This is a genomic window from Shouchella patagoniensis, assembly GCF_002019705.1.
Classification (GTDB): domain Bacteria; phylum Bacillota; class Bacilli; order Bacillales; family Bacillaceae_D; genus Shouchella; species Shouchella patagoniensis.
Genome location: NZ_KV917377.1, coordinates 1,736,216 through 1,762,604 on the forward strand (window position 1 = coordinate 1,736,216; position 26,389 = coordinate 1,762,604).

24 protein-coding genes, 7 tRNA genes, 3 rRNA genes and 1 riboswitch are annotated in these 26,389 nt (G+C 42.2%); of the genes, 7 read left to right on the forward strand and 27 right to left on the reverse strand.

What is annotated here, in order from left to right; translation table 11 throughout:
• Positions 1 to 67: 67 nt before the first annotated feature.
• Both groL and groES read right to left on the reverse strand, forming a co-directional pair.
• The gene (gene groL / locus BK584_RS09320) at positions 68 to 1,711 is read right to left on the reverse strand and encodes a chaperonin GroEL (protein WP_078392362.1); all 1,644 of its coding nucleotides are present in this window, start codon (positions 1,709 to 1,711) and stop codon (positions 68 to 70) included.
• Positions 1,712 to 1,753: 42 nt separating this feature from the next.
• The gene (gene groES / locus BK584_RS09325; protein ID WP_054705302.1) at positions 1,754 to 2,038 is read right to left on the reverse strand and encodes a co-chaperone GroES; all 285 of its coding nucleotides are present in this window, start codon (positions 2,036 to 2,038) and stop codon (positions 1,754 to 1,756) included.
• 235 nt (positions 2,039 to 2,273) lie between these two features.
• Here groES and BK584_RS09330 point away from each other — a divergent pair, with 235 nt between their 5' ends.
• Both BK584_RS09330 and BK584_RS09335 read left to right on the forward strand, forming a co-directional pair.
• The gene (locus BK584_RS09330) at positions 2,274 to 3,194 is read left to right on the forward strand and encodes a CPBP family intramembrane glutamic endopeptidase (RefSeq protein WP_245808827.1); all 921 of its coding nucleotides are present in this window, start codon (positions 2,274 to 2,276) and stop codon (positions 3,192 to 3,194) included.
• Entirely contained in the window at positions 3,194 to 3,373 is a 180-nt protein-coding gene (locus BK584_RS09335; protein ID WP_078392363.1) for a DUF4305 domain-containing protein, read from the forward strand. Before BK584_RS09330 ends, BK584_RS09335 begins: the two co-directional genes overlap by 1 nt.
• 21 nt (positions 3,374 to 3,394) lie before the next feature.
• Here BK584_RS09335 and BK584_RS09340 read toward each other — a convergent pair whose 3' ends face one another.
• The 7 genes from BK584_RS09340 to BK584_RS09370 all read right to left on the reverse strand — a co-directional run bounded on the left by BK584_RS09340 (position 3,395) and on the right by BK584_RS09370 (position 8,937).
• Positions 3,395 to 4,495 (reverse strand): iron-containing alcohol dehydrogenase family protein, encoded by a 1,101-nt coding sequence (locus BK584_RS09340; RefSeq protein WP_367579288.1) that lies wholly within the window; start codon positions 4,493 to 4,495, stop codon positions 3,395 to 3,397.
• The gene (locus BK584_RS09345) at positions 4,496 to 5,317 is read right to left on the reverse strand and encodes a MetQ/NlpA family ABC transporter substrate-binding protein (protein ID WP_078392364.1); all 822 of its coding nucleotides are present in this window, start codon (positions 5,315 to 5,317) and stop codon (positions 4,496 to 4,498) included.
• Positions 5,318 to 5,337: 20 nt separating this feature from the next.
• On the reverse strand, positions 5,338 to 6,006 hold the full coding sequence (locus BK584_RS09350) for a methionine ABC transporter permease (RefSeq protein ID WP_078392365.1): 669 nt from the start codon (positions 6,004 to 6,006) through the stop codon (positions 5,338 to 5,340).
• Positions 5,984 to 7,009, reverse strand: a complete 1,026-nt coding sequence (locus BK584_RS09355; protein ID WP_078392366.1) for a methionine ABC transporter ATP-binding protein — start codon at positions 7,007 to 7,009, stop codon at positions 5,984 to 5,986. Before BK584_RS09355 ends, BK584_RS09350 begins: the two co-directional genes overlap by 23 nt.
• Positions 7,010 to 7,082: 73 nt before the next feature.
• Positions 7,083 to 7,189, reverse strand: a riboswitch (SAM riboswitch).
• A gap of 164 nt (positions 7,190 to 7,353) precedes the next feature.
• The gene (gene tatC, locus BK584_RS09360; protein WP_437182736.1) at positions 7,354 to 8,145 is read right to left on the reverse strand and encodes a twin-arginine translocase subunit TatC; all 792 of its coding nucleotides are present in this window, start codon (positions 8,143 to 8,145) and stop codon (positions 7,354 to 7,356) included.
• Entirely contained in the window at positions 8,105 to 8,296 is a 192-nt protein-coding gene (locus BK584_RS09365; protein ID WP_437182769.1) for a twin-arginine translocase TatA/TatE family subunit, read from the reverse strand. The genes tatC and BK584_RS09365 overlap by 41 nt, the downstream gene beginning before the upstream one ends.
• 8 nt (positions 8,297 to 8,304) lie before the next feature.
• Entirely contained in the window at positions 8,305 to 8,937 is a 633-nt protein-coding gene (locus BK584_RS09370; protein ID WP_078395504.1) for a redox-sensing transcriptional repressor Rex, read from the reverse strand.
• 168 nt (positions 8,938 to 9,105) lie between these two features.
• On the opposite strand from BK584_RS09370, the gene BK584_RS09375 reads away from it, so the two are divergent.
• Positions 9,106 to 11,040 (forward strand): ABC-F family ATP-binding cassette domain-containing protein, encoded by a 1,935-nt coding sequence (locus tag BK584_RS09375; protein WP_078392368.1) that lies wholly within the window; start codon positions 9,106 to 9,108, stop codon positions 11,038 to 11,040.
• A gap of 40 nt (positions 11,041 to 11,080) precedes the next feature.
• On the opposite strand, the gene tsaD is transcribed toward BK584_RS09375, so the two are convergent.
• The 6 genes from tsaD to BK584_RS09405 form a co-directional block, all read right to left on the reverse strand.
• A complete protein-coding gene (gene tsaD, locus BK584_RS09380) occupies positions 11,081 to 12,091 on the reverse strand; it encodes a tRNA (adenosine(37)-N6)-threonylcarbamoyltransferase complex transferase subunit TsaD (RefSeq protein ID WP_078392369.1) in 1,011 nt (336 codons plus the stop codon).
• On the reverse strand, positions 12,069 to 12,557 hold the full coding sequence (gene rimI, locus BK584_RS09385) for a ribosomal protein S18-alanine N-acetyltransferase (protein WP_078392370.1): 489 nt from the start codon (positions 12,555 to 12,557) through the stop codon (positions 12,069 to 12,071). The genes tsaD and rimI overlap by 23 nt, the downstream gene beginning before the upstream one ends.
• The gene (gene tsaB / locus BK584_RS09390) at positions 12,529 to 13,239 is read right to left on the reverse strand and encodes a tRNA (adenosine(37)-N6)-threonylcarbamoyltransferase complex dimerization subunit type 1 TsaB (protein WP_078392371.1); all 711 of its coding nucleotides are present in this window, start codon (positions 13,237 to 13,239) and stop codon (positions 12,529 to 12,531) included. Before tsaB ends, rimI begins: the two co-directional genes overlap by 29 nt.
• A complete protein-coding gene (gene tsaE, locus BK584_RS09395) occupies positions 13,239 to 13,691 on the reverse strand; it encodes a tRNA (adenosine(37)-N6)-threonylcarbamoyltransferase complex ATPase subunit type 1 TsaE (RefSeq protein ID WP_078392372.1) in 453 nt (150 codons plus the stop codon). The genes tsaB and tsaE overlap by 1 nt, the downstream gene beginning before the upstream one ends.
• Positions 13,692 to 13,695: 4 nt before the next feature.
• Positions 13,696 to 14,688 carry a thiamine-phosphate kinase gene (gene thiL / locus BK584_RS09400; RefSeq protein WP_078392373.1) on the reverse strand — a complete coding sequence of 331 codons (993 nt, stop codon included), beginning with the start codon at positions 14,686 to 14,688 and terminating at the stop codon, positions 13,696 to 13,698.
• Between the two features lie 69 nt (positions 14,689 to 14,757).
• A tRNA-Met gene (locus BK584_RS09405) sits at positions 14,758 to 14,831 on the reverse strand.
• A 334-nt stretch (positions 14,832 to 15,165) separates the two neighbouring features.
• Between BK584_RS09405 and BK584_RS24550 the strand changes: the two genes are divergently transcribed.
• On the forward strand, positions 15,166 to 15,309 hold the full coding sequence (locus tag BK584_RS24550; RefSeq protein WP_169871167.1) for a hypothetical protein: 144 nt from the start codon (positions 15,166 to 15,168) through the stop codon (positions 15,307 to 15,309).
• A 43-nt stretch (positions 15,310 to 15,352) separates the two neighbouring features.
• On the opposite strand, the gene BK584_RS09410 is transcribed toward BK584_RS24550, so the two are convergent.
• The 3 genes from BK584_RS09410 to crcB are packed head-to-tail and all read right to left on the reverse strand — an operon-like array spanning position 15,353 to position 17,242.
• Positions 15,353 to 16,495 (reverse strand): trans-sulfuration enzyme family protein, encoded by a 1,143-nt coding sequence (locus tag BK584_RS09410; RefSeq protein WP_078392374.1) that lies wholly within the window; start codon positions 16,493 to 16,495, stop codon positions 15,353 to 15,355.
• A 14-nt stretch (positions 16,496 to 16,509) separates the two neighbouring features.
• A complete protein-coding gene (locus BK584_RS09415) occupies positions 16,510 to 16,860 on the reverse strand; it encodes a fluoride efflux transporter FluC (protein ID WP_078392375.1) in 351 nt (116 codons plus the stop codon).
• Positions 16,853 to 17,242, reverse strand: a complete 390-nt coding sequence (gene crcB / locus BK584_RS09420) for a fluoride efflux transporter CrcB (protein ID WP_078392376.1) — start codon at positions 17,240 to 17,242, stop codon at positions 16,853 to 16,855. The genes BK584_RS09415 and crcB overlap by 8 nt, the downstream gene beginning before the upstream one ends.
• 120 nt (positions 17,243 to 17,362) lie before the next feature.
• Between crcB and BK584_RS09425 the strand changes: the two genes are divergently transcribed.
• Together BK584_RS09425 and BK584_RS09430 are read left to right on the forward strand one after the other, a co-directional pair.
• Positions 17,363 to 18,073 carry an MgtC/SapB family protein gene (locus BK584_RS09425; protein ID WP_078392377.1) on the forward strand — a complete coding sequence of 237 codons (711 nt, stop codon included), beginning with the start codon at positions 17,363 to 17,365 and terminating at the stop codon, positions 18,071 to 18,073.
• Positions 18,074 to 18,145: 72 nt separating this feature from the next.
• Positions 18,146 to 18,781, forward strand: coding sequence for a DedA family protein (locus BK584_RS09430; protein WP_169871169.1), 636 nt, complete (start codon positions 18,146 to 18,148; stop codon positions 18,779 to 18,781).
• A 451-nt stretch (positions 18,782 to 19,232) separates the two neighbouring features.
• Here BK584_RS09430 and rrf read toward each other — a convergent pair.
• The 9 genes from rrf to BK584_RS09475 all read right to left on the reverse strand — a co-directional run bounded on the left by rrf (position 19,233) and on the right by BK584_RS09475 (position 25,325).
• Positions 19,233 to 19,348: ribosomal RNA gene (rrf, locus tag BK584_RS09435) — 5S ribosomal RNA — on the reverse strand.
• A gap of 245 nt (positions 19,349 to 19,593) precedes the next feature.
• Positions 19,594 to 22,528, reverse strand: a 23S ribosomal RNA gene (locus BK584_RS09440).
• A gap of 280 nt (positions 22,529 to 22,808) precedes the next feature.
• Positions 22,809 to 22,884, reverse strand: a tRNA-Ala gene (locus BK584_RS09445).
• Between the two features lie 88 nt (positions 22,885 to 22,972).
• Positions 22,973 to 23,049 (reverse strand) — tRNA-Ile (locus BK584_RS09450).
• A gap of 120 nt (positions 23,050 to 23,169) precedes the next feature.
• Positions 23,170 to 24,720 (reverse strand): 16S ribosomal RNA (locus BK584_RS09455).
• Together the 16S, 23S and 5S rRNA genes with 6 tRNA genes alongside form the textbook arrangement of a ribosomal RNA operon.
• A 253-nt stretch (positions 24,721 to 24,973) precedes the next feature.
• Positions 24,974 to 25,050, reverse strand: a tRNA-Ile gene (locus BK584_RS09460).
• A 24-nt stretch (positions 25,051 to 25,074) separates the two neighbouring features.
• Positions 25,075 to 25,148 (reverse strand) — tRNA-Gly (locus BK584_RS09465).
• A 19-nt stretch (positions 25,149 to 25,167) separates the two neighbouring features.
• Positions 25,168 to 25,244, reverse strand: a tRNA-Pro gene (locus tag BK584_RS09470).
• Between the two features lie 4 nt (positions 25,245 to 25,248).
• Positions 25,249 to 25,325 (reverse strand) — tRNA-Arg (locus BK584_RS09475).
• 313 nt (positions 25,326 to 25,638) lie between these two features.
• Here BK584_RS09475 and BK584_RS09480 point away from each other — a divergent pair.
• Positions 25,639 to 26,292: a polysaccharide deacetylase family protein gene (locus BK584_RS09480; RefSeq protein WP_139365640.1), complete on the forward strand. Its 654-nt coding sequence runs from the start codon at positions 25,639 to 25,641 to the stop codon at positions 26,290 to 26,292.
• Positions 26,293 to 26,389 lie beyond the last annotated feature (97 nt).

A 26,389-nucleotide genomic window follows, 5' to 3' on the forward strand; every position in this document is an offset into this window, starting at 1 on the left:
AATGACGCTTTTTACCTCCTGTTTTACCCCTACAATTCCCGTTCTATCAAGGCTTCACGGGCAGATGTTACATCATGCCGCCCATTCCACCCATACCGCCCATGCCGCCCATATCAGGCATTCCGGCACCGCCAGCATTCTCTTCAGGCTTATCTGCGATCACAGCTTCTGTTGTTAGGAACATTGCTGATACACTCGCAGCATTTTGAAGAGCTGAACGTGTTACTTTAACTGGATCAAGGATTCCAGTGTCAACCATGTTTACATACTCGCCTGTAGCAGCGTTGTATCCAATACCAACTGTTTCAGTTTTTAGTTTTTCAACAATGATTGAACCTTCCAAGCCAGCATTGTGAGCAATTTGACGCACCGGTTCTTCTAATGCACGAAGAACAATGTTTACGCCTGTCGCTTCATCACCAACTGCATCAACTGCTTGAACAGCTTTGATGACATTAATTAGAGCTGTACCACCACCAGCAACAATACCTTCTTCAACTGCTGCACGAGTAGAGTTTAAAGCATCTTCAATACGAAGTTTGCGCTCTTTCATTTCTGTTTCAGTCGCTGCACCTACTTTAAGAACTGCAACACCACCAGAAAGTTTAGCAAGACGCTCTTGAAGCTTTTCTTTATCAAACTCTGAAGTAGTTTCTTCTACTTGACCTTTTAGTTGGCCAACACGAGCAGAGATTTGGTCTGGTTGACCGGCACCTTCTACAATTGTTGTGTTCTCTTTCGTAACAACAACTTTATTTGCACGTCCAAGAGAATCAATTGTAGCTGACTTAAGATCAAGACCAAGATCTTCTGTAATCACTTCACCGCCAGTTAAAATCGCAATATCTTCAAGCATTGCTTTACGACGATCACCAAATCCTGGTGCTTTGACAGCAACAGCATTAAATGTGCCACGAAGTTTGTTTACAACAAGTGTAGCAAGAGCTTCGCCTTCAACATCTTCAGCAATAATTAGGATCGGACGGCTTTGCTGTACAACTTGCTCAAGGACAGGAAGAACTTCTTGAATATTTGTGATCTTCTTATCTGTAATCAAAATGTACGGGTTATCAAGAACTGCTTCCATTTTATCTGAATCAGATACCATGTAAGGAGAAGCGTAGCCACGGTCAAATTGCATGCCTTCTACAACTTCTAATTCTGTTGAGAAGCCTTTAGACTCTTCAATTGTAATAACACCATCATTTCCAACGCGTTCCATTGCTTCAGCAATGATTTGACCAACTTCTTCGTCAGCTGAAGAGATAGCAGCTACTTGTGCAATTGAATCTTTACTTTCGATTGGTTTAGAGATTGATTTAAGCTCTGTCACTGCAGCTGCAGTCGCTTTTTCAATCCCTTTGCGGATACCCATTGGATTTGCACCAGAAGTGACATTCTTCAAACCTTCGCGGATCATTGCTTGTGCAAGAACCGTAGCTGTAGTTGTTCCATCACCAGCAATATCATTCGTTTTGCTTGCTACTTCAGCAACTAGTTTTGCTCCCATGTTTTCAAATGCATCTTCAAGTTCGATTTCTTTAGCAATTGTTACACCGTCATTTGTAATAAGCGGTGAACCAAATTTTTTCTCAAGAACAACGTTGCGTCCTTTTGGTCCAAGTGTTACTTTTACTGCATTCGCAAGCGTATCTACACCTTTAAGCATAGAACGACGTGCTTCTTCACTGAACTTAATATCTTTAGCCATTGTATCCGCCTCCTGTATGTTGGTTCGATTTAATCGTTTTACTTAGCCAATAATTGCTAAAACATCGCTCTCGCGAAGAATAAGATAGTCCGTACCTTCATACTTTACTTCAGTACCTGCATATTTAGAGAAGATGATTGAATCGCCTTCATTTACTTCAAGTGCTACTTTTTCGCCGCTATCAGTGACACGACCAGTACCGACAGCAACTACTTTGCCTTCTTGCGGCTTTTCTTGTGCGGAGTCAGGAAGTACAATCCCGCTCTTTGTTTTTTCCTCTGATTGGATTTGCTCAATAATGATGCGATCTCCTAATGGTTTTAACAAGGAAAACACCCTCCTTTGAAGACTATGTAGTGTTTTTATTAGCACTCGCTGTACATGAGTGCTAACACATCTCCTATGATAATCATTCCCTTGAATTTTTGCAAGGGGGTTGCACTATTTTTTTTGTCGATTGTAATTGATTTTTTTAGAGCGAGTACTGTACCCTGAAGTTGTGCACATACTATGGTATGATGAAACAATGTATGTAGATTGAAAATTGTAAAGGAGTTCGACTGTGACTAAACCTTATTTGTTCTTTGGAATGTTGTTTTTTGTTGTAATGCATATCGGAATTGCATTTGCTACTTCACTCTTTATCCATAGTATACTGGCTATTGAGTTCGGAAGTATTTTGAATATTACTCTCTCGACTGTTATTACAATTCTAATTGCTCTACCCATAGCTAAACTTTTAATGCGTCAAACGGTTACAAGCCGTTACCTACTTGTTGTCATTTCATATATTATTATGCAAACAGGTCTTGCGCTTGGTTCTTCCTATTTATTATCTTTCTTGTTTGACATAGAAGTAGGAAGTGGCATGAACATCGGTCTTTCGTCTATGATTACTTTCTCACTTGGGTTAGTAGTGATTATACTCATTCTCTATAAAGATGAGCATAGGGGTGGAGGTCTTCCTGGTGAGAAATCAGCTCCTTTGGAGACTGTTGCCTGGTCAATCTTAGGTATATTTCTTGTATTCGCTACACAAGTACTTGCAGGACTAATTGAGACTTACTTATTTGGTATTGAACCTGGATCTGACAATACTGCTGATTTAGTCGATCTTGCTAATCAGTTTCTGCCATTTATTTTTGTTATCGCTATACTTGGCCCAATTATTGAGGAACTTGTGTTCAGAAAAGCCATATTCGGTTGGATTTATGTTCGGACAAATTTTCTTGTTGCTGGATTGATTAGCTCATTGATATTTGCTGTCATCCACTTTGATTTCTCCCACCTGTTAATCTACGCTGCAATGGGTTTCTCTTTTGCCTTTCTTTATGTCAAGACGAAACGAATTATTGTGCCAATCATTTCTCATATAGCACTAAATTCTTTCGTTGTTGTCGTGCAAGTACTTTTGTACGATGATTTAATTCAATTTATGGAACCAGCCGCTTTTATACACCATTTGATTGGACTGATTAATTAATGAAGTTTGTTGGACTTTCGTACTTTCTGTTAGGGTTCCTTTTTGTTTATCTTACATTTCTTCAAGTTGAAGCAAATGGTGGCTGGGGTGTGTTCGCATTTATACTTGCCTTTATCGCATCTGTCGATTTTTATCTTGGCTGGCGTAGCATTCGCGGAAAACAAAAAGACAATAAATAGGATAAAAAAACGGCCTACCAATTACATTTGGTCAGGCCGTTTTTTATTCCATTCTTCCATTTGTTCAATTGCTCTTTGTACATTGCCAGCTCCTACTTCTATTGGTAAAACATGAATTGATTCTTCAGGAACAGTCGCTTTTTCATAAACAGTATATAAATTTGAATGGCTAGCATCAACGCCTAAGTCCGATAAAGACACAGGAAGCCCTATTTCTTTATAAAAGGAAGCTAAGTGTTCAATTTCATTCCAGTTTTCTTCTAAAGCTAACTGAACAAGAATGCCATAAGCAACCTTATTGCCATGCAGAACGTTATGTGTTTCTTGCAGTGCAGTCAATCCATTATGAATCGAGTGGGCGCCTGCAATTCGACCGTATTTGTCCCCAAATCCGCCTACCATCCCTCCTAGCATAATAATTGCTTCTGCTACTTTGCGATAGTCTCCATTCGCTACGCCTTCGCCTAAAGAGCGGGTCGCTCCTATGCTCTTCTCAAGTAATACAGACTTGCACAAGCTAGCTGCATAATAAGAAATTTCAAGCGCTGCGCTCTTTTCACGCATCGAGCGAAGTTGCACGTCTGCCTCATACCACTTAGCAAGAGTATCACCTATCCCTGCAATAAAGAATTCTTCAGGCGCTGTGATCAACAAGTTTGGGTCAATTAATAGCAGACTAGCATTCTGTTCGTAAACATCGAAATGAGTGTATATTCCTGCGTCATTGTAAATAACGGAAATAGGTGTCCATGGCGCACAATTGGAAGCAAGAGTTGGTATCAATACATATGGCTTAGCAAGAAGATGTGCTGCCCCTTTAACTAAGTCCACAAGCTTACCACCGCCAACGCCGATCAAGGCATCATAATTCCCTGCCAACGCCTTTTCAGCTAAACGTTTTATCTCTTTTACCGAGCATACACCGGTATATGGTTCAAACAGTACTTCTACCTTGCTAATTTCTGGCCAAAAAGCGTTTGCTGCTTCCCACGAAGCGTGACCGTGAACGACTAGGACGCGCCTGTATTGTCTGGCAATTAACTTCTCTTCCAACAAAGAAAGTGCATCTTCCTCAAAAATATATTCATGAGGAGCTCCGCGGACAACAACCGATGTCATCATTTATTCCTCCATCCAACTTGGCTTTCCAAACCATTCAAATTCCGTATCAATAACCGTCTCAAACTCTTCTGACTCAATTACTTCTTTAATGTCTTGTGCAAGCTCGCTTTCCTCATCTTCTGCCCGAACTGCTACAACGTTTCGGTACTGATCAAGCATGTTTTCTAATTCAAGCGCGGTTGCTAAATCTAGACCAGCAGAAAGAGCAAAATTCCCTGGGACAGCAGCTAACGGTTTTTGACCTGCTTCACGTGGTAGCTGAGCCGCCTCAAGTTCTACAAATTTAAGATTCAGCTTATTTTCAGAGATATCATTTACAGAGACAGTTAACGGGTCAATTCCATTATCAAATGAGATCAAGCCTGCTTCCTCAAGCATTAAAAAAGCTCTTGCGCCATTAGTTGGATCATTTGGGATCGCTATCTCTACACCTTCCTCGATTTCATCTAAAGTTGCATATTCGTCTGAATAAATACCCATTGGTGCAGTCGGAACCGAAACTAAACTTGTTAACTCCAAGTTGTTCTCATTTGCAAAGTTATCTAAGTACACTTGATGTTGAAACAAATTTGCATCATCTGTACCACTTGCAAGCTCACGATTTGGAATCGTGTAGTCTTGATATTCGTTGACAGTGACCGAATACCCTTTCTCTTCAAGACCTGGAATAATTGCTTCAGTAAGCATGTCGCTATATGGACCAGCTGTCGCACCAAAGCTTATATCTTTACTATCACCATCGCCTCCACTACTTCCACATGCACCTAGCGTAACAACTGTCCCTACCCCCACGACACTTGTTACCCATACTCTTTTTTTCATTTGTCTCTCTCCCCCGTATGTTATTTTCTTTTATCTGTTGATTTTGCAATATAATCACCAAACAGTTGAAGCACTTGCACAAGCACGATTAAAATTACGACAGTTGAAATCATAATCGTATTATCGTAACGGTAATGACCATAACGAATTGCTAAATCACCGATACCGCCTCCGCCAATAACGCCAGCCATCGCTGAGTATGCAACAAGACTAATAATCGTTAACGTCAAACCTTGAATCATTGAAGCCCTGCCTTCTAGAAATAACACATCTTTAATGATCATCCAAGGCGTTGCTCCAGTTGCAGCCGCCGCCTCAATCATTCCTTTATCGATCTCTCGCATAGAACTTTCTACGATTCGAGCAAAAAATGGAATTGCTGCAACAGACAGCGATACACTCGCAGCTACAGGCCCCGTTGTTGTCCCAACGATAAGGTTTGTAAAAGGATACAAGGCAACCAGTAAAATAATAAAGGGAATCGACCGGACAATATTGACAAAAACACCAAGCAATCCTTGCACAAAACGGTTTTCCCAAAACAGCCCGCGATCTGTTGCGAATAAAACAACCCCAAGCGGAAACCCAACAATAATGGCAACACCAGTTGAAATACCAATCATTAACAAAGTTTCAAGAAATGCATTCCACATATCTGGTAGCATCTCAATTAAGTGTGCGATGTCCATTACGAATCACCTCCACTTCAGCTGACCGTTTTTCAATATATAAAATTGCTTGCTTTACAGATGCCTGTTCTCCCTTAAGCTCTAGGATAAAGATACCAAGCGGTCGGCTGTCTATATATTCAATAGCCCCGTGCAAAAAGTTACCATTTACCGCAAACTGTTGTAACGTATCGGAAATAATACCTTCTCCGGCAATATCTCCTCTAAAAACAACTTTCGCAATCGTTCCTGAAAATTGATCTAGTGTATTTTCAGGAACGTTGAAAGAAACAACATTATCAATAAACTCCCTTGTCAATTCCGCCTTCGGATTCGCAAACAGATCATACACATTACCTTGTTCAACGATCTTACCCTCTTGCATAATCGCCATCTTGTGGCAAATTTCTTTTACCACATTCATTTCATGAGTAATTAACACAATTGTTAATTCCAATTCTTTGTTCAATTCTTTTAACAATTGCAAAATCGATTTAGTGGTTGTTGGATCAAGAGCTGATGTTGCTTCATCACATAAGAGAACACTTGGGTTATTCGCTAAAGCTCTGGCGATGCCCACCCGCTGCTTCTGCCCCCCACTCAACTGCGCAGGGTATGCATCACGCTTATCTGCGAGACCTACACGTTCAAGCAATTCATCCACCCGTGGAGAAATAGTATTTGATTCAACACCAGCAGCTCTAAGTGCAAAAGCAATGTTTTCAAACACTGTCTTTTGGTTAATTAAATAAAAGTGTTGAAAAATCATACCAATTTTTAGCCTTGCTTGACGAAGACCTGCTGAACTTAGTTTGGTTAAATCTGTTCCATCCACTTTGATCGTACCGCTTGTCGGACGTTCTAGTAAATTGACACACCGTAAAAGCGAGCTTTTACCTGCGCCAGAATAACCAACAATCCCAAAAATCTCTCCTTTCTCCACTTTAAAAGAGACATTGTCTAGACCGATAACACTTCTTTTTTTGCTTTTATAAATTTTTGTTAAATCGCTTGCCTCAATCATCAGCTCACCCCTAAAATAAAAAAATGCTTCTTTCATCATGAAAGAAGCATCGAAAAATCCGTTCTATTTTCTCGGCTTATCTTCCAGAATAAATCCATTCTGTAGGAATTGGCACCTTCCTTTATATCGGAGGTTGCTGGACGTCATCGGGCCTAATCCCTCAGTCGCTCTTGATAAGTTTAAATTATTTGATTATCCTGTATACTACTTTGTTGTTGTAATCTTGTCAAAACATTTTTTCCCACTTAAACCAATAAAAAAGAAAAGGTTCCTAAATTCTCTTTTTTTAAGCCCCCTTCATTCACAAACCAAAAACAACAAAAACGAAAATTGTTTTTGTTGTTTTATTGAGGCTCCTCTTTCTGTTTCCCGTTGTACTTTCTATAGGTTGCTCTAGAAATAACAATGCTTATTTCATATAAGATGAGCATCGGGAATGTGACCAACAAATGTGACATTAACTCTGGTGGCGTGATAATACCCGCAATAACAAGCAAAACAAAGTACGCGTATTTGCGAATTTTGTTTAGAAATGCTGGAGTTACAACACCTAGTCTTGTTAAGAACATAACAACAACCGGTAACTGAAATAAAAAACCAAATGGTATAGTAAGTTGAAATAAAAACGAAAAATACTCATTTATACCATACATCTCGCTAATTTGAAGCCTACTGGCCATATCGCTCATAAAAGACATCACAAAAGGAATTAAAATGAAATAAGAAAAAGCAATTCCTATAAGAAAAAGAGAAAAAGAGATAGGTATATAAGCAAGAGTTGCCTTCTGTTCTTCTTCCTTTAAACCTGGCGATATAAAAGCCCATAGCTGATACAAGATAACTGGAATAATGATAATCAACGCCATAATAATAGAGAAGTTCACATAGATTCGCAACGGATCCGTCAATCGGAATGCATGAAACGGCATGTCTGCTGCTTGTGGCGCTTCTTGTAAATAAGAAATAACAGGTACGGCCAGGAAAAAACCGCCAATAAGTGCCGCAATAAAAAAGGCGAGGACTACAAAAATCCTGCGCCTTAATTCTTCAGCATGGTCCATAACGGACATATCCTGCATTGGGACCCGCTGTTTGTTACGCTTTTTCTTTTTGGACGTTTGTTGACTTGTTTTCATCATCGTCATCCGCTAATCCTTTTGTCGCATTTTTAAACTCACGTAATGTAGTTCCTGCTGCTTTACCTAGCTCTGGTAATTTCTTTGGTCCAAATATAAGCAATGCTACTGCTGAAATAATAACGATACTTCCTGCCGATAACATGTTTATGCCTCCTTTTAAAGTGGATAATGCTTTAAGAAATAAACAAGTGCTTGCAATTCAATTGCAAGGTCAATGTGGTGAACACGTATATGTTCCGGAACAGATAACCGAACTGGAGTAAAATTAAGTATACCGCTAATCCCAGCCTCGACAAGCTTGTCTGCACTTTTTTGTGCTTGAGAAGCAGGTACTGTTAAGACAGCAATAGAAGCGTCTAATCCAAGTGATTCAAGCTCATCCCAATTATAAATTGGCACTTCCCCTACTTGTGTGCCTATTTTCTCTTGATCCACATCAAAGGCATGAGTAATAACGGTATTGTTATTCTTCGAGAAATTATATTGCAACAAGGCCGTCCCTAAATTTCCGACCCCAACAAGAATAACATTTGTCCGTTCATCTTGATCAAGCGTCTCTCTAAAAAAAGAAAGTAGATATTGTACATTGTACCCGTATCCCTTTTTTCCTAAAGCACCAAAGTAAGAAAAATCCCGACGAATTGTAGCAGAATCAACCTTTACTGCTTGGCTAAGTTCTGTCGAGGAAACGCGTTGTTTACCTGATGCATGTAAGTTTTCCAAAAACCGATAATAAAGCGGCAAGCGTTTTGCTGTTGCTTGAGGAATCTTCAGTTGTTCTGATTTCATGTCCGCCCCTTTCTGAGCATCAAGCCACCGACGCAGCATGATTCACCTCTATTGTACACCATTTTCGTTAAAATGAAAGAGCTGTCATACAATCCCAGCTTGTTGTTTTTCTCTTAGTTGATGTACACTGGCTTTAGAACCTAATTACTCCTGTGAGGATTGACTTTTATGATTGTACTACAATGTGTAAATGTATCAAAAGCATTTGGGGCTGAGCCTATTCTTGAAAACGTCAAATTAGAAGTTCAGTCAAAAGATCGTGTCGCTTTAGTGGGTCGAAATGGTGCAGGTAAATCAACGTTACTTAAAATCATTGTCGGCGATATGAGCCATGATTCTGGCGACATCGTCATCCCTAAACAAACAACTACTGGTTATTTAGCACAACATACTGGACTTGAATCAAGCCGTTCGATCTGGGATGAAATGTTAACCGTTTTTGAACCACTTAAAAAAATGGAGAAAACACTACGTCAAACAGAATTGCGCATGGCCGACTCTAGCATAATGAAAGATAGTGATTATCAAAAAATATTGGACGAGTATGACCAGCTTCAAGTCGCATTTAAAGACCAAGGGGGCTACCAATATGAAGCAGATATTCGTAGTGTGCTTGCAGGCTTGCACTTTCAGCAATTTGATTACAGCACTCCCATTGCAGCATTATCTGGTGGTCAAAAAACTCGTTTAGCATTAGCGAAACTACTCCTTTCTAAACCAGAATTACTTGTTCTTGATGAACCAACCAACCACCTTGATATGGAGACGCTGACATGGCTCGAACAATACTTATCAGGTTATCCGGGAGCCATTTTAATTGTATCTCATGATCGTTACTTTTTGGATAAGCTTTCGACAAAAGTAGTTGAGCTCTCACGAAATCGAACAACCTCATATAGTGGTAACTATAGTTATTACCTTGACGAAAAAGCAAAACGATATGAACAAGACTTAAAACTTTTTGAAAAACAACAAGGTGAAATTGCTAAATTAGAAACATTTATTGCTAAAAATATCGTCCGTGCCTCCACAACGAAAAGAGCGCAGAGTCGAAGAAAACAACTCGAAAAAATGGACAAATTAAATCGCCCTGATGCAGGTGAAAAATCAGCAATGTTTTCTTTTTCCATAAAAAAACAAACGGGTCATGATGTTTTAACAGTGAATAATCTCGAGGTCGGGTACAATGAATTTTCTGTGTTTAAAGGCTTGTCTATTGCACTAAATAGAGGTGAATCAGTTGGCCTAATTGGTGAAAATGGAGCTGGTAAATCAACTTTACTAAAAGCTTTAACAAAACAACTTACGCCTAAACATGGGGAGATTCACTACGGAAGTAATGTTGTTATTGGTTACTATGATCAAGAACAAGCTAAACTAACAAGTAACAAAACCGTCCTGAATGAAGTTTGGGATGAATTTCCTTCAACAACAGAAAAGGATATTCGTGGAGTACTTGGCCAATTCTTGTTTAGTGGAGACGATGTATTAAAAACCGTCTCATCTCTAAGTGGAGGCGAAAAAGCAAGGGTTGCCTTATCTAAACTAATGATGCAGCAGGCAAACGTATTGATCCTAGATGAACCAACAAACCATTTAGACCTTGATGCAAAAGAAGTTCTTGAATCAGCACTAATCGACTATCCAGGAACGATCCTTTTTGTTTCTCATGACCGTTATTTTATTGATCGTATCGCTTCCCGTATCATCGAAATTGAAGCTGGTACAACAACAACCTATTTAGGTGACTACAGCTACTTTATTGAGAAAAAACGCGAAACAGCTGAACGTGAGTCTCTTCAAAATGAAGCATCCTCTGAAACAAAGAATCAAATGTTATCTGAGTTCGACTCAACTGATAAACGAACATTCCAACAAGATAAGGAAGCCAAGCGGCTTGGTCGTCAAAGAGAGAGACGTATCACATCAATTGAAACTGAAATGGAGCAGATTGAAGCTAAGATTAATCAACTTGAGGAACAACTTACTCAACCTGACATCTATTCCGATCACGAGAAAGCTCATTTGATTCAAGTTGATATTCAGACGAAAAACAATGCGCTTGATACATTAATGGAAGAATGGGAAGAACTTCATTCATAATAAAAAGACCTCGTTTGCTCTTGCAAACGAGGTCTACCATTTAGTTAAACGAATTTAAAGTCATACCTGGTCGGCCGTTCATCGCCAGATTACCCCTGTGTCCATATGTCCACATACTATGTGCACATGCCCCAATCATCGCCGCGTTATCTGTGCATAAATGCATTGGCGGAATGAGTAATTCAATATTTTTTTCTTCAAAAGCTACTGATAAAGCATCCCGAAGCCCTTTGTTAGCTGCTACGCCACCTGCGAGAATGACCTGTTTGACCCCAAACTTTTCTTGAGCACGAACTGTTTTTCCCGTTAATACTTCTACAACGCTGTTTTGAAAACCACGGGCCAATGCTGCTAGATTCGTTTCTTCTCCACGTTGATTGTCATTATTTAATCGATTTAGCACGGCAGACTTCAATCCACTAAAACTAAAGTCAAAACTGTCTTTTTCTAACCATGATCTTGGTAATTCAATGTCGTCCTCAGTTGAATTCGCAAGTTTTTCAACATTTGGCCCACCAGGATACGGAAGCCCCATAGCTCTAGCTGCTTTATCATAAGCTTCTCCAACTGCATCATCCCGAGTTTGACCAATTACCTCAAATTGTCCATCTTTTTTCATTAAAACCAACTCTGTATGGCCACCTGAAGCGACAAGAGCCAATAATGGAAACTTTAATGGAGACACTAGCTGATTTGCGTAAATATGACCTGCTATATGGTGGACGCCTATAATAGGTAGCTCATGAGCAAACGCAATTGCTTTCGCTGCATGTATCCCAACCAAAAGTGCACCGACTAAACCAGGACCTTCCGTTACAGCAATAGCAGTTAGATCAGAATACACTACTTGAGCGGTTTCCATCGCCTCTTCAATTACAACAGTCATTGTTTCTACATGATGCCTAGACGCAATTTCTGGTACAACTCCTCCAAATCGAGCATGGCTCTCCATCTGAGTTGCAACTATGTTTGATAAGATGGTATTACCGTCTTTAATAATTGCCGCAGAAGTTTCATCACAGCTTGTCTCAATAGCTAGTATTATTGTCATCTAATTTCACCCACATTACCCATGCGTCCTCCTGGTTATCCGCGTAATAATTTTTCCGAACCCCTGCCTGAACAAATCCCAGTTTTTTATAAAGCGATTGGGCAGGTAGATTTGAAGCCCTAACTTCCAACGACAACGTAATAACATGATGTCCTTTTAACCATTCCATTACATAACGTAATAGAAGTTCTCCATAAGAATGCCCGCGTTTTTCAGTAAGGATCGCTATATTTGTTATTTGTGCTTCATCCATCACTTTCCAAATCCCACAGTAACCAATAATGGTTTCCCCATTAACAAGGACGAAATAATAAGCGAATTTATTTTGTGTTAATTCAGCTTCAAACGCCTGCCTCGTCCAAGGAGTAGAGAAAGCGTCCTTCTCCACCATCAGAACTGCATCAATGTCTTTTTCATTCATATGACGTATTTTGACACTAACGTTCGTTCCCTCTCTCTTGAGCATCACGCCAATTCACCTCCGCCTCTGCTAAACGAAGGTATTCTGGCGCAAACGAATGAAGGTTTTTTACCGGTTCTTTTCTACTAGCCAACACACATAATTCTCCTGGGCGAACATTTGCAAGTAATTGTTCCGCTACAATCAATCGCTCGCCAAGAACGTTTTCTATCATCGTTTGATATTGACCAACGTCTTCCCCAATAAAAAGGAATGAACCCTCTACATTTTCCAGTTCGTTAAGCCATTCATCCAAAGGGACATGTTTATCAGGCAAGACTTCTTTAAGCTCTCCATCAATGTATTGATAAGCACCAGTAAATACTGTTTGTCTCCTAGCATCAATTAGTGGTACGACCGTACCAGGAAAGTACTTCCCTGCTTGAGCCATCAATTCAAGGGTTGATATAGAAACAAGAGGAATATTCAAAGACCACGCAAGCGTTTTGGCAGTTGTTACGGCCATCCTAACCCCTGTGTACGAACCCGGCCCGTGGGCAACGGCAATTCGGTCAAGTTCTTTCGGCTTTAGACCTACTTCTTCTAATAATACTTCAACAGCAGGCATTAATCGAAGAGCATGATTTTTTTTCAATAAAGTCATGTACTCACCTAATACTGCATCTTCATTGCTAACGGCTATGCCTAATCGATAGGAAGATGTATCCAGTGCTAATATATTCGCCATTATTTCAACTCCCTCAAACGTTCCCCCTGTTTGTTGCCAATCGCTTTAATTGAGATTTGTCTAAAATGATCGTCGATTTTTTTAATGGAGCAAACGAACCTTTCTTTAGGCAATAAATCCTCTATTAAGTGCGCCCATTCAATAACTGTAATGCCGTTACCATAAAAATACTCTTCTAACCCTAAATCATCTGCTTGGCCCTCAGCCCGATAAACATCCATATGGTACAAGGGTGTTGTTCCTTCATATTCTTTTATAATTGTATAGGTAGGACTTGTCACCATTGCTTTTATGTTTAATGCCTTGGCGATGCCTTTCGCGAAGTGAGTTTTTCCAGCTCCAAGATCCCCTTCGAGAGTAACACAGTCACCCTTTTTTAATATCTTACCAAATTGACATGCTAGGTGCATTGTCTCTTCTACTGATTGACTCTGCATCGTCAAATTCTCCATTTAATCACCCGCGTTTAAAATGATTGTAACCGCTCATTTCGATTTTTGACTCTCCATCTGGAAAGGTTAAAAATACAGCTGGTTCCCCTTGTCTAACGGTACCCACTTGAAACAACTCACGTCCGATTTCCTTTGCAGCGCTCTTGGCAGCATGAAACTCATCCGCAGCAATCGTTCCAACTAACTGAAAATCTTCCCCGCCATTTAAACTCCATTCTACTCTTTTTTGCTTTGAAACAGAAAGGATTTGAGGAGAAATAGAAAAGATTTGTGCTTCATTAAGCACAAGTTGAACACCACTCGCTTGTGCAATTTCCATGCTCTCGCTTGAAAGCCCATCACTAATATCGTTTAAAGCTATACGTTTCTCTAATTTCGCTAATTGTTTACTTATTTCAACTTGCGGTTCTGGTTGTTGGTGCATCTTAATAAATGTTGCTTCTAATTCAGAAAAAGCACCATCTTTTGTGCGTTCATTAAGCAATTCAAATCCTGCTGCAGAACCACCAAGAGGGCCGGTAACAAAAACGATGTCTCCTACTTGAGCATTGCTTCTTACCAAAGACTTATTTTTAGCCACGCTTCCTATAGCAGTAATTGTGATCACAAGTGTATTAGGTATAGAAACCGTGTCTCCACCTATTAAGTCCATCTTCAAATGATTAGCCAGACTTGACATTCCTCTATATAACTCCCCTAATTCATCTTCTGTCCAGTCTGTAGGCACAGCGAGGGTCACTAAATAAAAAAGCGGGGTCGCCCCCATTGCTGCCAAGTCACTTACATTAATGGCTAACACTTTTCGTCCTATTTGAAAAGGAGTCAACGTATCCTTGCGAAAATGAACCCCTTCCACCATTGTATCTACACAAACAACTTCATCTTGTGTTGGATCACTCGCGTAGACGGCAGCATCATCTCCGATACCAATCTTCGTTCTTGATTGATACACCTGCTTAGGCACTATGCTTCGAATAAAAGAAAACTCATCATTCACAAAAGGTAACTCCTTTCTAGAAACCTGAATCCAACAAAAAAACCGAGACTCTGTCTCGGTTTTACGGTATTGCGGGGGGCGGATTTGAACCACCGACCTTCGGGTTATGAGCCCGACGAGCTACCAGACTGCTCCACCCCGCGACGCTATAAATAATCAAGTGTTTCGTTTCTATTGCTTGCTATGAGAAAGACTGTTTCTTTCTCTTCTCGTTCTTCGAGGATGTTTTTTCGTCGAAACAATTCGCTCTCGCTCATTGCTCCACCCCGCGACGCTATAAATTAAGTTTTCATCAACGCTTTAATTGCTTTTAAACAGTGTCCCCGTCGACATCAATAAATATACCATATACATTTTGAAGTTGCAAGCATTATTACAAAAAAAATGTAAACAAACATGTTGATTTCTTATTCAAATGAGAGTATAGTAATTTTCAAGCATCATTTTTGACAGTTTTATGACAAAGGAGACCTTTCTATGAAACGCGCATTACGTATGCTCGTTCTTACACCTGTTGCTCTTATTCTATCGGTATTGCTTCTACCCGCTTTTCTTGCGGCTGACTTGCCTTTATTCTCTCAGTTTATAGAGTCTATTATTATTGGAAACCAAAAATCTTGATATAAAAAGAACAATGGATTAATCCATTGTTCTTTTTATTACTCTATTCGTTTGCTTCATTTATTGCTTGTTTAAAATCCGCCACAATATCTCTGACGTCTTCAATCCCTACAGAAATTCGTACATGTTGTTTTCTTATCCCCAATCTTTGTCGCATCTCTTCGGGCACAGTACGATGCGATGTATGGAGTGGGTACGAAACGGACGTTTCTACCCCAGCAAGAGTCGGTGCGATTTTCACAAAGGTAAATGAAGCAAAGAAACGTTCAATGCTTACTTTTTCGTCCAGTTCAATACTCATCATTGCGCCATTGCCTTTTTCAGATACAAACTTTGGATAATATACTTGTTTAATACCCTTGTATCCGTCTAAAGCTAAAGCTAATTCCGCAGCATTTGCACTTTGCCGGTCCATTCGCAATGCAAGAGTCTTCAGTCCTCTGCATGCAAGCCATGCTTCAAATGGACTCAAATTACACCCCATCGTAATAACACGTGCTTTCGCCTTAAGTAACAGTTCACTCTTCCCGACAATCACACCCGCCGTTACATCGCTATGTCCCCCTATATATTTTGTGGCACTATGAACAACTAAATCTGCACCAAGAAGAACCGGCTTCAATAAATATGGGGTTGCAAACGTATTATCCACAATACTGATTATGCGATTTTGTTTTGCTTTATCCATAATATGCTGCAAGTTTTCTACTCGTACAAGGGGATTTGTAATGGATTCACAGAAGATCAGCTTTGTTTTCGACGTTATTGCTTCCTCCCACACATCGTTAGGGTGGACAAACGTTACATCAATCCCAAAAACGCGAAGTTCTTGCTCAAGGAGCGAATACGTTCCACCATAAACATCCATTACTGCAATTAAATGATCTCCCACTTTACATACAGAAAGAATTGCACATAAGATCGCAGACATTCCAGATGATGTTGCAACACCATCTTCCGCTTGCTCAAGTAACGCTACTCCTTTCCCTAAATCATCAGTATTTGGATTACCATAACGGGAATATAAATACTCTTTTTCTCCAGTAAAATATTGTTCCATATCAGCAAGACTTTCAAAGACAAAGGCAGACGTCTGATAAATAGGCCTTGCTTTACTTCTATTCATTCCATTTTCTTTATTTGTGAAATGAACAGAATCTGTATTAAAGTATGTTTTTCTCTCCATTTAATAAACCTCTCCTATAAAAAAAATAAAATAACCAAGCTAAATCCAAGCAACGAACCAACAATTGATACTGCAATATACGCAGTTGCCTTTCGCCACTCTTTTGCTCGAAAGAACTCATAGGCTTCAAGACTAAATGTAGAAAAAGTGGTAAATCCCCCCAAAAGGCTTACAGTAAATAATTCAAGTTTAACTGTTAAGGAAAGACCTAGAGCCACGCCTAACAATGTACTCCCCACTATATTAATCATAGCAATAGTAGTAATTAGAACAGAAATCTTTTTTTCCTTTATCCATTCGCCTAATGAATAGCGTATACATGCTCCAATTGCCCCACCTAAAGAAACTAGGAATAGTTCAACCATGCTTACATACATTCCTTGTTCCAAAGACATGACCAACCCATATAAGAGTAATACCGCCTAATACTGTGACAAGCACGTATAATCCACCTGAGAAAAAACGACCTGCACGTATTAGAGTAAAAGCATCTGCTGTAAAAGTAGACATTGTCGTATACCCACCAATGCAACCTACTGTTATACTTAATCGTAAACCTCTATTAATTTGAGGTTGGCGATTAAACCAAGATGTAAGTAGCCCCATTAAGAAGCAACCACTTAAGTTCGCTGTTAAAATAGCAACTGGCCATTGCTGAAAAGGAAGTAGGATTGTCAGTAGATAACGCAAAGAACTACCAATCGCGCCACCCAGACCAATACCCGCGTATATGCATAATTGCTTCATGATTCACTCCATTCTGGTTAAACTGATTTTACTATATGTATTTAGAGACTACAACTTGTTTAGAATGAAATCCGGATTTACACATAGGATAAAACTATTAATAAATTAAAGGTGATGTTAATGGATATCGTATTACTTAAATTAAGTGCAGCTCTTTTCTCTGGATTCTTAATTGGCATTGATCGACAAATTAAGCATAAACCACTAGGTCTTAAAACGAGTATGGTCATTTGTATAGCAAGTTGTTTAATTACGATTGTATCAGTAGAAGCTTATCTCCATTTTTCTGCCGCCGATGGTGCAACCCAGAACATGGATCCAATGCGTTTAGCTGCACAAATTGTTAGTGGTGTAGGCTTCTTAGGTGCAGGCGTCATTTTGCGCAGAAGCAACGATGTCATTTCTGGTTTAACTACGGCCGCAATGATTTGGGCAGCATCTGGTATCGGTATTGCAATAGGTGCAGGTTTTTATGTGGAAGCATTACTTACCGTCATTCTTATTCTCATTGCAGTCAACGCGATACCTGCTTTACTAAAATTGATCGGACCTACTTCTTTAAGTCAAACCGATGTCGCACTTCGTGTCGTTATGGAAGAGGGAGCGATATCAACCCATTTAATAAAAAGCTTACAGCGAAAAGAAAGTACTTGGCGAGAAAGAAAAGCACGCAATATTGTTATACATGATGTAAAAATAAAAGATATTGATAATGGTTGCCAACAATTAGACCTTTCCCTCTCTATCCCAAGAACAATGTACATGACTCAACTTTACGATATAGTTAAAGAAATTGATCATGTTAAAACAATTGCCATTGAGCAAAGATGACGAAGAATTTTCTAGCAAATCTAACAACCATTGTATATACTAATAGTAATTATAGGTTTAGGAATGACACAAATGGAAATTATAAAAGAATTAATCATCCAATATGGATACTTCGGAGTCTTTTTCTCTTTACTAGCAGGTATTTTAGGTGTCCCGATTCCTGATGAGGTACTTCTCCTAACGATTGGCTATTTATCTTATATCGACTTTTTGCACATCACTCCTGCTCTCATTGTTTCAATAGTAGGGTCATTCCTTGGGATGTCCCTTTCTTATTATTTAGGTATAAAGCTCGGTGCTCCGTTTTTAGAAAAATATGGTCCGCGCTTTTACTTATCCATTAAACGTCAATATCAAGTACGTGGTTTATTAACTAAACATGGCAAGTGGATTATCTTCTTTGGCTTCTTCATCCCAGGTATACGCCACCTCACTGGTTATTTATCTGGAATAGCAAAAATGAAATATTCAACTTTTGCAATGTTTTCTGGAATAGGGTCGATTATTTGGGCACCTAGCTTTATATTAAGTGGTTACCTGCTTGGTAATAGGTGGCTTGTTATTCGAGAGAATGTATATGCACATAAAATACTTTATTCCTTTATATTTTTTTCCATACTTATTCTTGTTATCACGTCTTATATTCTCTATAAACATATGGCAAATCGCTATATCAGTAAAGATAATGTCGATCGAATTAATGGCTAGCTCTTCTCGAGCTAGCCTTTGATGTTCTTTAGTTCACCATTGTTCCGGAATTTATCTCTTCTGGAGAGCTTTTCTGAGAGCAAGGCTTATGATCGTCGGATTAAGGTCTAAGACGTGATCTTGTTTTAACTCATTTTATTCTTTAAGCAAGCGTCACCCTTTATCTTGTGTCGCTACAAGGCAACGTTCTTTGCTCCGGGGTGATTTTCTTCGAGGATGTTAGTCACGATGCTTTTCCTCGAAGGCTACTCACGCTGTCGCACGAAAACAACCCCTACGTCTCACAGGGACACATGATGCTGATTCAACGATGGCTACTCACGAGGTCTGTTGGACAGAGCTCTTTTTTATATGAGCTGCTTTCCCTTAATCTTTTCTGCTTCTCCGAAGCAGTCTCTTTTGCTTTGTCTATAGACGAAAAAAAGACACCTTTTCAGGTGTCTTTCTCATTGCCCGGCAACGTTCTACTCTCGCAGGGGGAAGCCCCCAACTACCATCGACGCAAAAGAGCTTAACGGCCGTGTTCGGCATGGGAACGGGTGTGACCTCTTTGCCATTGCCACCGGACCTGCTTCAGATAAGCGGCGGATTTCTTCGTCCAATGCGTGTCTTTCAATCAGTCACGTACGCAAGTACGCTCCTTCTTTCAAGCACTTTTGTCCTCGAACTCCTTGCTTCTCTTTGCCCACAGGATGTGGGTACCAGGCGTTGCCACAGGACGTGGCGTTCTTAGCGTGGTGTCCATCAACCTTATTGAAAGAAAGGATTCTTTCAAAACTAAATCCGAAACACACTCAAATTCAAGAATTAATTAGGATAAGCCCTCGACCGATTAGTATCAGTCCGCTCCATGTGTCGCCACACTTCCACTCCTGACCTATCAACCTCATCATCTCTAAGGGGTCTTACTGGCTTACGCCATGGGAAATCTCATCTTGAGGGGGGCTTCATGCTTAGATGCTTTCAGCACTTATCCCGTCCATACGTAGCTACCCAGCGATGCTCCTGGCGGAACAACTGGTACACCAGCGGTATGTCCATCCCGGTCCTCTCGTACTAAGGACAGCTCCTCTCAAATTTCCTACGCCCGCGACGGATAGGGACCGAACTGTCTCACGACGTTCTGAACCCAGCTCGCGTGCCGCTTTAATGGGCGAACAGCCCAACCCTTGGGACCTACTTCAGCCCCAGGATGCGACGAGCCGACATCGAGGTGCCAAACCTCCCCGTCGATGTGGACTCTTGGGGGAGATAAGCCTGTTATCCCCAGGGTAGCTTTTATCCGTTGAGCGACGGCCCTTCCATACGGCACCGCCGGATCACTAAGCCCGACTTTCGTCCCTGCTCGACTTGTAGGTCTCGCAGTCAAGCTCCCTTATGCCTTTGCACTCTACGAATGATTTCCAACCATTCTGAGGGAACCTTTGGGCGCCTCCGTTACTGTTTAGGAGGCGACCGCCCCAGTCAAACTGCCCACCTGACAATGTCCCTGACCCGGATCACGGGTCGAGGTTAGAATGTCAGCACCATCAGGGTAGTATCCCACCAACGCCTCCACCGAAGCTAGCGCTCCGGTTTCCAAGGCTCCTACCTATCCTGTACAAATGGTACCAACACTCACTATCAAGCTACAGTAAAGCTCCATGGGGTCTTTCCGTCCTGTCGCGGGTAACCTGCATCTTCACAGGTACTATAATTTCACCGGGTCTCTCGTTGAGACAGTATCCAAGTCGTTGCACCATTCGTGCGGGTCGGAACTTACCCGACAAGGAATTTCGCTACCTTAGGACCGTTATAGTTACGGCCGCCGTTTACTGGGGCTTCAATTCAGAGCTTCTCCCTTGCGGGATAACCCCTCCTCTTAACCTTCCAGCACCGGGCAGGTGTCAGCCCCTATACTTCGCCTTGCGGCTTGGCAGAGACCTGTGTTTTTGCTAAACAGTCGCTTGGATCTATTCACTGCGGCTCTCTCAGGCTATTCACCTTAATAGAGCACCCCTTCTCCCGAAGTTACGGGGTCATTTTGCCGAGTTCCTTAACGAGAGTTCTCCCGAGCGTCTTAGAATTCTCTTCTCGCCTACCTGTGTCGGTTTGCGGTACGGGCACCTGTATTCTAACTAGAGGCTTTTCTTGGCAGCGGAGGATCAGGGATTTCGGACCCGAAGGTCCTTCACGGTCACAGCTCAGCCGAACGGAACACGGATTTGCCTATGTTCCAGCCTTGCATGCTTCGACGCGCACAGCCAGCGGCGCGCTCACCCTACCTTTCTGCGTCCCCCCATCGTTCAAACAAATACTGGGTGGTACAGGAATATCAACCTGTTGTCCATCGCCTACGCCTTTCGGCCTCGGCTTAGGTCCCGACTGACCCTGAGCGGACGAGCCTTCCTCAGGAAACCTTGGGCTTTCGACGGAGGGGATTCTCACCCCTCTTTTCGCTACTCATACCGGCATTCTCACTTCCAAGCACTCCACTAGTCCTCACGATCTAGCTTCGCTGTCCTTGGAACGCTCCCCTACCCAATTCCATAAGGAATTGCCATAGCTTCGGTGATACGTTTAGCCCCGGTACATTTTCGGCGCAGAGTCACTCGACCAGTGAGCTATTACGCACTCTTTCAATGATGGCTGCTTCTAAGCCAACATCCTGGTTGTCTGGGCAACTCCACATCCTTTTCCACTTAACGTATACTTTGGGACCTTAGCTGATGGTCTGGGCTGTTTCCCTCTTGACTACGGATCTTAGCACTCGCAGTCTGACTCCCGAGTTAAAGTTTTTGGCATTCGGAGTTTGACTGAATTCGGTAATCCTGTGGGGACCCCTCGTCCAATCAGTGCTCTACCTCCAAAACTCATCACTCGAGGCTAGCCCTAAAGCTATTTCGGGGAGAACCAGCTATTTCCGAGTTCGATTGGCATTTCACCCCTACCCACACCTCATCCCCGCATTTTTCAACATGCGTGGGTTCGGGCCTCCAGTCGGTGTTACCCGACCTTCACCCTGGACATGGGTAGATCACCCGGTTTCGGGTCTACGGCATCGTACTCACTCGCCCTATTCAGACTCGCTTTCGCTGCGGCTCCGCCTTATCAGCTTAACCTTGCACGATACCGTAACTCGCCGGTTCATTCTACAAAAGGCACGCCATCACCCATTAACGGGCTCTGACTAGTTGTAGGCACACGGTTTCAGGATCTATTTCACTCCCCTTCCGGGGTGCTTTTCACCTTTCCCTCACGGTACTGGTTCACTATCGGTCACTAGGGAGTATTTAGCCTTGGGAGATGGTCCTCCCGGATTCCGACGGGGTTTCACGTGTCCCGCCGTACTCAGGATCCACTCTGGAGGAAACGAAGTTTCAGCTACAGGGCTGTTACCTTCTTCGGCCTGTCTTTCCAGACAGTTCACCTACTCCGTTTCTTTGTAACTCCGTATAGAGTGTCCTACAACCCCAAGAGGCAAGCCTCTTGGTTTGGGCTGATTCCGTTTCGCTCGCCGCTACTTAGGAAATCGCATTTGCTTTCTCTTCCTCCGGGTACTTAGATGTTTCAGTTCCCCGGGTCTGCCTCTATGCATCCTATGTGTTCAGATACAAGTACCATCCCATTACGGATGGTGGGTTCCCCCATTCGGAAATCTCCGGATCAAAGCTTACTTACAGCTCCCCGAAGCATATCGCTGTTCGTCGCGTCCTTCGTCGGCTCCTAGTGCCAAGGCATCCACCGTGCGCCCTTTCTAACTTATCCTAAATGGTGTCTGCGTGCGATACGCTCGACCATGTTTAAGCAATAAAGGTTGCTCAAGAATTCTTGACGTCTCGTTCAAACAGTTTAAAACCGATGAACAAAACTTATTTGAGTTGTTTCTTGATTTAGTTTTCAAAGAACCTGCCCACAGGAGGTCGGTACCAGGCGTTGCCACAAGACGTGGCGTTCTTAGCGTGGTTCCATGCCTTTAACGGGCTATTTTAACAACAGACAAGCAACGAATTGCTTCTCTTTGTCAAAAAAAGAGTTAAATCAATATTGGTGGAGCCTAGCGGGATCGAACCGCTGACCTCCTGCGTGCAAAGCAGGCGCTCTCCCAGCTGAGCTAAGGCCCCATTTTCGTTTTAAATGACTATCGCGTTTTTTGTTTGTTTCTCTTCGCGAATACCTCTCCACACAAAAAAAGAATCGTGCGAGTTAAAATGGTGGGCCTGAGTGGACTCGAACCACCGACCTCACGCTTATCAGGCGTGCGCTCTAACCAGCTGAGCTACAGGCCCATTTTAACGAGAATAGTTATCTAATTAATAGAGAGTTTTGAGTCCTCTCAAAACTGAACAAAAGATCCAAAGCGCCAAACAACCGAAGTTGTTCGTCGACTAGAGTAATATACTCCATAGAAAGGAGGTGATCCAGCCGCACCTTCCGATACGGCTACCTTGTTACGACTTCACCCCAATCATTTGTCCCACCTTAGGCGGCTGGCTCCAAAAGGTTACCTCACCGACTTCGGGTGTTACAAACTCTCGTGGTGTGACGGGCGGTGTGTACAAGACCCGGGAACGTATTCACCGCGGCATGCTGATCCGCGATTACTAGCAATTCCGGCTTCATGTAGGCGAGTTGCAGCCTACAATCCGAACTGAGAATGGCTTTATGGGATTGGCTTCACCTCGCGGCTTCGCAACCCTTTGTACCATCCATTGTAGCACGTGTGTAGCCCAGGTCATAAGGGGCATGATGATTTGACGTCGTCCCCACCTTCCTCCGGTTTGTCACCGGCAGTCACCTTAGAGTGCCCAACTAAATGCTGGCAACTAAGATCAAGGGTTGCGCTCGTTGCGGGACTTAACCCAACATCTCACGACACGAGCTGACGACAACCATGCACCACCTGTCACTTTGCCCCCGAAGGGGAAGCTCTGTCTCCAGAGTGGTCAAAGGATGTCAAGACCTGGTAAGGTTCTTCGCGTTGCTTCGAATTAAACCACATGCTCCACTGCTTGTGCGGGTCCCCGTCAATTCCTTTGAGTTTCAACCTTGCGGTCGTACTCCCCAGGCGGAGTGCTTAATGTGTTTACTTCGGCACTACGGGCATCGAAACCCCTAACACCTAGCACTCATCGTTTACGGCGTGGACTACCAGGGTATCTAATCCTGTTTGCTCCCCACGCTTTCGCGCCTCAGCGTCAGTTACAGACCAGAGAGTCGCCTTCGCCACTGGTGTTCCTCCACATATCTACGCATTTCACCGCTACACGTGGAATTCCACTCTCCTCTTCTGCACTCAAGCTTCCCAGTTTCCAATGGCCGCTCGGGGTTGAGCCCCGAGATTTCACATCAGACTTAAGAAGCCGCCTGCGCGCGCTTTACGCCCAATAATTCCGGACAACGCTTGCCACCTACGTATTACCGCGGCTGCTGGCACGTAGTTAGCCGTGGCTTTCTGGTGAGGTACCGTCAAGGTACCGGCTTATTCAACCGATACTTGTTCTTCCCTCACAACAGAGCTTTACGACCCGAAGGCCTTCCTCACTCACGCGGCATTGCTCCGTCAGACTTTCGTCCATTGCGGAAGATTCCCTACTGCTGCCTCCCGTAGGAGTCTGGGCCGTGTCTCAGTCCCAGTGTGGCCGATCACCCTCTCAGGTCGGCTACGCATCGTCGCCTTGGTAAGCCATTACCTTACCAACTAGCTAATGCGCCGCAGGCCCATCCCTTAGTGATAGCACAAAGGCCATCTTTTAACTTTCTCCCAGGAGGGAAAAAGTGTTATCCGGTATTAGCTTCGGTTTCCCGAAGTTATCCCAGTCTAAGGGGCAGGTTGCCCACGTGTTACTCACCCGTCCGCCGCTGACTTCCGGGAGCAAGCTCCCTTCTGTCCGCTCGACTTGCATGTATTAGGCATGCCGCCAGCGTTCGTCCTGAGCCAGGATCAAACTCTCCGTTAAAGTGTTTACTTACACACGGATGTGTTGACTTCGGTGTTGCGACATGGACGTCGCGATCTTAACCGAAGATCCTAAGCATCAAAATGTTGCTAGCGCGTTGAATTTAAATTCAACGACTTTCATTGACGAGATACCTTGTATCTCTTTATTACGCTTGGCTTTTGTTCAGTTTTCAAAGAACTCGTTTGCGCCATTCTCTCTTGGCGACTTTTCTATCATACCAACACCCATTTTAAAAGTCAACAACTTTTTTTGGTGGGCCTGAGTGGACTCGAACCACCGACCTCACGCTTATCAGGCGTGCGCTCTAACCAGCTGAGCTACAGGCCCTTATCTATGTATGTTAGAATAATTTGGAGCGGGTGATGGGAATCGAACCCACATCATCAGCTTGGAAGGCTGAGGTTTTACCACTAAACTACACCCGCAATCTATCTATAAAGGAAATGGTCGGGAAGACAGGATTTGAACCTGCGACCCCTTGGTCCCAAACCAAGTGCTCTGCCAAGCTGAGCTACTTCCCGATAATGGCGCGCCCGAGAGGAGTCGAACCTCTAACCGCTTGATTCGTAGTCAAGTACTCTATCCAATTGAGCTACGGGCGCCTTAATTGATTAATTCAGCTTTTACATCTCGCTGACGACAAATAATAATATAGCACATAATATTTGCACGGGCAATACTTTTTTATTAAAAAGAATGTAAACGGAAATCTCACTCTATTCTATCAAATAATAACGAATTTTGCTATCTTCTTCACTTTATATGATATCCAAGTTTTAAGTTTGTAACGCACTATACAGATTACTTATTGCTTCAGTAAACTTAAATCCCAATTATAATGTCCTCACAACATGGAGGTATCTAAAATGAAACATCTCAAAAACTTTAGCCTAGCACTGACTAGTTGCTTAATTATTGTTGCCTGTACTTCTTCTGAGAATAATTCATCTTTACCTTGAATGGTCACCTAACAAAAATGTATTACCAAATACAAAGGAAACTCCTTCGTTTATGTTAAATGACCCCTATAAAATAGATTTACCTTCTTATAAGAAAGAACCAACAGAATGGGGCGAATTTGTCACCGGCGTTAACACAAAATTAAAAACTGCTAAAAAAGTTCTAGCACTCACTTTTGATGCTTGCGGAGGTCCCTTTGGCAGTAATTATGATTACGAACTAATTGAGTTTCTCAATAATGAAGAAATACCATCTACATTATTTGTCAATGCTCGATGGATAGACGAAAATAAAGATACTTTTCTTGAGCTCGCAAACAATCCTCTTTTCCAAATAGAGAACCACGGGACAGAACACAAACCTCTTTCCATTAACGGCAGAAGCGCCTGGGGCATTCAAGGAAGCCATTCTCCAGAAGCGGTTCTTAACGAGATTATGATTAATCAAGAGCTCATTTTTCAACTTACCGATAGGTACCTTACAATGTTTCGCTCTGGTACAGCATATTTTGATGAAGTTTCTGTTGAAATATTAACTGATATAAACTTAAAAGCAGTCAATTATTCTCTTCTTGGGATGCCAGGGGTACATTTTCTGCCGAACAAGTAGAAAAAGCATTAATTAACGGAGCACGACCAGAGCGATCACCTTATTACATATGAATCAACCAAACAGTGGCACAGCAGAAGGCGTAAAAAGAGCAATT

What these genes read in the sequence shown, in the direction of transcription:
- groL (WP_078392362.1), bottom strand. Translation starts at nt 1,711, where the DNA reads ATGGCTAAAGATATTAAGTTCAGTGAAGAAGCACGTCGTTCTATGCTT.
- BK584_RS09335 (WP_078392363.1), top strand. Translation starts at nt 3,194, where the DNA reads ATGAAGTTTGTTGGACTTTCGTACTTTCTGTTAGGGTTCCTTTTTGTT.
- BK584_RS09340 (WP_367579288.1), bottom strand. Translation starts at nt 4,495, where the DNA reads ATGATGACATCGGTTGTTGTCCGCGGAGCTCCTCATGAATATATTTTT.
- BK584_RS09345 (WP_078392364.1), bottom strand. Translation starts at nt 5,317, where the DNA reads ATGAAAAAAAGAGTATGGGTAACAAGTGTCGTGGGGGTAGGGACAGTT.
- BK584_RS09350 (WP_078392365.1), bottom strand. Translation starts at nt 6,006, where the DNA reads ATGGACATCGCACACTTAATTGAGATGCTACCAGATATGTGGAATGCA.
- BK584_RS09355 (WP_078392366.1), bottom strand. Translation starts at nt 7,009, where the DNA reads ATGATTGAGGCAAGCGATTTAACAAAAATTTATAAAAGCAAAAAAAGA.
- tatC (WP_437182736.1), bottom strand. Translation starts at nt 8,145, where the DNA reads ATGAAAACAAGTCAACAAACGTCCAAAAAGAAAAAGCGTAACAAACAG.
- BK584_RS09370 (WP_078395504.1), bottom strand. Translation starts at nt 8,937, where the DNA reads ATGAAATCAGAACAACTGAAGATTCCTCAAGCAACAGCAAAACGCTTG.
- BK584_RS09375 (WP_078392368.1), top strand. Translation starts at nt 9,106, where the DNA reads ATGATTGTACTACAATGTGTAAATGTATCAAAAGCATTTGGGGCTGAG.
- tsaD (WP_078392369.1), bottom strand. Translation starts at nt 12,091, where the DNA reads ATGACAATAATACTAGCTATTGAGACAAGCTGTGATGAAACTTCTGCG.
- rimI (WP_078392370.1), bottom strand. Translation starts at nt 12,557, where the DNA reads ATGCTCAAGAGAGAGGGAACGAACGTTAGTGTCAAAATACGTCATATG.
- tsaB (WP_078392371.1), bottom strand. Translation starts at nt 13,239, where the DNA reads ATGGCGAATATATTAGCACTGGATACATCTTCCTATCGATTAGGCATA.
- tsaE (WP_078392372.1), bottom strand. Translation starts at nt 13,691, where the DNA reads ATGGAGAATTTGACGATGCAGAGTCAATCAGTAGAAGAGACAATGCAC.
- BK584_RS24550 (WP_169871167.1), top strand. Translation starts at nt 15,166, where the DNA reads ATGAAACGCGCATTACGTATGCTCGTTCTTACACCTGTTGCTCTTATT.
- BK584_RS09410 (WP_078392374.1), bottom strand. Translation starts at nt 16,495, where the DNA reads ATGGAGAGAAAAACATACTTTAATACAGATTCTGTTCATTTCACAAAT.
- BK584_RS09415 (WP_078392375.1), bottom strand. Translation starts at nt 16,860, where the DNA reads ATGGTTGAACTATTCCTAGTTTCTTTAGGTGGGGCAATTGGAGCATGT.
- crcB (WP_078392376.1), bottom strand. Translation starts at nt 17,242, where the DNA reads ATGAAGCAATTATGCATATACGCGGGTATTGGTCTGGGTGGCGCGATT.
- BK584_RS09425 (WP_078392377.1), top strand. Translation starts at nt 17,363, where the DNA reads ATGGATATCGTATTACTTAAATTAAGTGCAGCTCTTTTCTCTGGATTC.
- BK584_RS09430 (WP_169871169.1), top strand. Translation starts at nt 18,146, where the DNA reads ATGGAAATTATAAAAGAATTAATCATCCAATATGGATACTTCGGAGTC.